The sequence below is a fragment of the Actinomycetes bacterium genome (assembly GCA_035489715.1).
GTDB lineage: Bacteria > Actinomycetota > Actinomycetes > JACCUZ01 > JACCUZ01 > DATHAP01.
Genome location: DATHAP010000048.1, coordinates 1 through 3,267, shown reverse-complemented (window position 1 = coordinate 3,267; position 3,267 = coordinate 1). Strand labels below are relative to the sequence as shown.

The following is a 3,267-nucleotide window of genomic DNA, read 5'->3' as shown; positions in this document are numbered from 1 at the left end:
TCGGGCAGGGCGACGTCCTTGATGTCGACCCGGTCGATGTGCACGCCCCAGTCCACCGCCGGGCTGTCCAGCATCAGCTCGAGCCCCTGGTTGAGCCGCTCCCGGTTGGACAGCAGGTCGTCGAGGTCGCTCTTGCCGATGATCGAGCGGAGGGAGGCCTGCGCGACCTGCGCGATGGCCGCCTGGTAGCTCTGCACGCCGACGACGACCCGGACCGGGTCGAAGACCTTGTAGTAGACGACGGCGTCGACCTTCACGGTCACGTTGTCACGGGTGATGCCCTCCTGCGCGGGCACCGGCATGGTGATGACCTGCATGTTCACCTTGTGCAACCGGTCGGCCGCCGGCGCGATGAAGGTCAGCCCCGGCCCGCGGGAGTCGCCACGGAGCTGCCCGAACCGCAGGACGACGCCGCGCTCGAACTGGGTGATCACCCGGACGCTCGCGCCCGCCAGGAGCAGCAGGACGCCGGCCAGGACGGCCAGGACGACGAGGACGGTTTCCATCTCGGCCTCCGTCATCGGCGCCGGCGGGCGGACCGGTCAGGGTGGCCGTGGTCCCCGGCGACCTGCGATGACGGCACCAGCGTAGAACGGTCCGGCGTCCTCCGGGCGGGGTGCGGGCACGCTCGGATCTCTTTCAGGAACGCGGATTGGTTCTAGACTGCACGCATGGACGACGAGCGCACCGCACAGGTCGCCGCGGTCGCCGCGCTGGCCGAGCCCACCCGGCGGTTGCTGTACGAGCACGTCGTCCGGCAGCCGGTCGCGGTCAGCCGGGACGAGGCGGCCGAGGCCACCGAGGTCGCGCGTGCGACGGTCGCCTTCCACCTGGACAAGCTGGTCGACGAGGGGCTGCTCGACGTCGTCTACGAGCGGCGCAGCGGCAGGAGCGGCCCGGGCGCCGGTCGCCCCGCGAAGCTGTACCGGCGGGCCGACTGCGACGTCGCGGTGAGCCTCCCCGAGCGGCACTACGACCTGGCCGGGGGTCTGCTCGCCGCGGCCATGGACGAGAGCCAGTCGACCGGGGAGCCGCCCCGGGCGGTCCTGGCCAGGCTGGCCTTCGAGCGCGGGCGGGACCTGGGCGCGGCCGCGCGCGGGGACGACGACGCCGAGGACGGCCGGCGGGTCGCGCTGCGCGCGCTCGAGCAGCACGGGTTCGAGCCGCTCGCCGAGGACGGCGCCGTCATGCTGGCGAACTGCCCGTTCCACCGGCTGGCGCGCGAGCACACCGAGCTGGTCTGCGGCATGAACCTGCGGCTGCTCGACGGCCTGCTCGCGGGCGCGGCCGCCGGGGGATTCGTCGCCAGGCTGGAGCCGTCGCCGGGCCGCTGCTGCGTGCGGCTGGAGCCGGCGGACGCGTAGGCGTTGACACCGGGTCGCCCCGGGTCTCTACTTCTAACCATCATTGGTTTTAGAAGGAGGCACGTGATGACCACCCACCTCACCCGCTCCCGGCCACTCACCACCGACCCGGCGTACCAGGCCTTCGTGCTGCTCCGGACCGCCTTCACCGTCGCGCCCGTGGCGTTCGGCCTCGACAAGTTCGCGAACGTGCTCACCGACTGGCCGCAGTACCTCGCGCCGTGGATCGACGGGATCGTGCCGGGGACGGCGCAGCAGGCCATGTACGCCGTCGGTGTCGTCGAGGTGCTCGCGGGCGTCCTGGTCGCGGTCGCCCCGCGGATCGGCGGCTGGGTCGTGGCCGCGTGGCTCGCCGGGATCATCCTGAACCTCCTGACGATCCCGGGCTTCTACGACGTCGCGCTCCGGGACTTCGGCCTGCTGGTCGGCGCCGTCGCCCTCGCCCGCCTCGCCGAGCGCTACGCGCCCGCCGGTCGTCGGAGCGCCGGCTCGTGACCTCCCCCGAGCCGGTGGTCGCACCGACGACGACGGAGCCGGCCCGGCTGCGCAGCGTGCGCAGCCGCACCGCGGTGGACGTACCGGCCGCCGAGCACGCCGTGGCGCTCCTGCTCCGGGCGCTGGGCAAGGACCCGGCCTCGGTGCACCTGGCCGAGACCCCGCGACGGGTGGCCGGGGCCTTCGCCGAGATGCTGAGCGGGCCGCCGTTCGAGCTCACCACCTTCCCGAACGAGGGGTACGACGAGCTGGTCATCGCCACGGACATCCCCGTGCAGTCGCTGTGCGAGCACCACCTCCTGCCGTTCACGGGCGTCGCGCACATCGGCTACCTGCCCGGCGACCGCATCCTCGGGCTGTCCAAGCTCGCCCGCGTGCTCGACCTGTTCGCCCGCGACCTGCAGGTGCAGGAGCGGCTCACCCAGCAGGTCGCCGACTGGCTGGAGACCAACCTCGCCCCCCGCGGCGTCGGGGTGGTGATCGAGGCCGAGCACCTCTGCATGTCGCTGCGAGGGGTGCGCGCCCGCGGTGCCCGCACGACGACATCCGCCCTGCACGGCCTCCTGCGGGAGGACGCTCGATCCCGACAGGAGTTCTTCGCCCTCTCCGGATTGCGAGGCAGTCAGGCATGACGACCCAGGAACCGTTCGTGATCGTCGGCGGGGGGCTGGCCGGCGCCAAGGCGGCCGAGACCCTCCGCGCCGAGGGGTTCGACGGCCCCGTCGTCCTCGTGGCGGGGGAGCCGGAGGTGCCCTACGAGCGGCCGCCCCTGTCCAAGGACTACCTGCTCGGCAAGGCCGACCGGGAGAGCCCGCGGGTGCATGCCCCCGAGTGGTACGCCGAGCACCAGGTCGAGCTGCGGACCGGCGTCCAGGCCACCCGGCTGGACCCTGCGACGCACCGCCTGGCGCTCGACACCGGTGAAGAGCTGGCCTACGCCAAGCTGCTGCTGGCGACCGGGTCGTCGGCCCGCCGGCTGCCCGTCCCGGGCGCCGACCTGGAGGGTGTCCGGTACCTGCGCACGTTCGCCGACTCCGACCGGCTCCTGGCCGACCTGTCCGGGGGCGGACGCCGCGTGGTGATCGTGGGCGCGGGCTGGATCGGCCTGGAGGTCGCCGCCGCCGCACGTTCCCACGGGAACGAGGTGACCGTCGTCGAACCGCAGCCCACCCCGCTGCACGCGGTCCTCGGGCCGGAGATGGGGGCCGTCTTCGCCCGGCTGCACCGTGCGCACGGGGTCGACCTGTTCACCGACACGACGGTCCGCGAGTTCCGCGGCGCCTCGGGGCGGGTGGAGACGGTGGCGACCGACGCGCACGCCGGGCTGCCGGCGGACCTGGTGGTCGTCGGCATCGGGGCGGCACCGAACGTGGAGCTCGCCGCGGCCGCCGGCCTCGAGGTCGAGAAC

At 73.6% G+C, this 3,267-nt stretch carries 5 protein-coding genes; 4 read left to right on the top strand and 1 reads right to left on the bottom strand.

What is annotated here, in order from left to right:
• The coding region (locus VK640_04330) for an SPFH domain-containing protein (GenBank protein ID HTE72412.1) at positions 1-506 on the bottom strand (506 nt) is incomplete at its 3' end.
• 165 nt (positions 507-671) lie between these two features.
• Between VK640_04330 and VK640_04325 the strand changes: the two genes are divergently transcribed.
• The 4 genes from VK640_04325 to VK640_04310 form a co-directional block, all read left to right on the top strand.
• Entirely contained in the window at positions 672-1,364 is a 693-nt protein-coding gene (locus VK640_04325) for a helix-turn-helix domain-containing protein (GenBank protein ID HTE72411.1), read from the top strand.
• A gap of 66 nt (positions 1,365-1,430) precedes the next feature.
• A complete protein-coding gene (locus tag VK640_04320) occupies positions 1,431-1,859 on the top strand; it encodes a hypothetical protein (protein HTE72410.1) in 429 nt (142 codons plus the stop codon).
• Between the two features lie 47 nt (positions 1,860-1,906).
• Positions 1,907-2,491 carry a GTP cyclohydrolase I FolE gene (gene folE, locus VK640_04315; GenBank protein HTE72409.1) on the top strand — a complete coding sequence of 195 codons (585 nt, stop codon included), beginning with the start codon at positions 1,907-1,909 and terminating at the stop codon, positions 2,489-2,491.
• Positions 2,488-3,267, top strand: a 780-nt coding sequence (locus tag VK640_04310; protein ID HTE72408.1) for an NAD(P)/FAD-dependent oxidoreductase, incomplete at its 3' end; no start/stop codon positions are given. The genes folE and VK640_04310, both read left to right, overlap by 4 nt.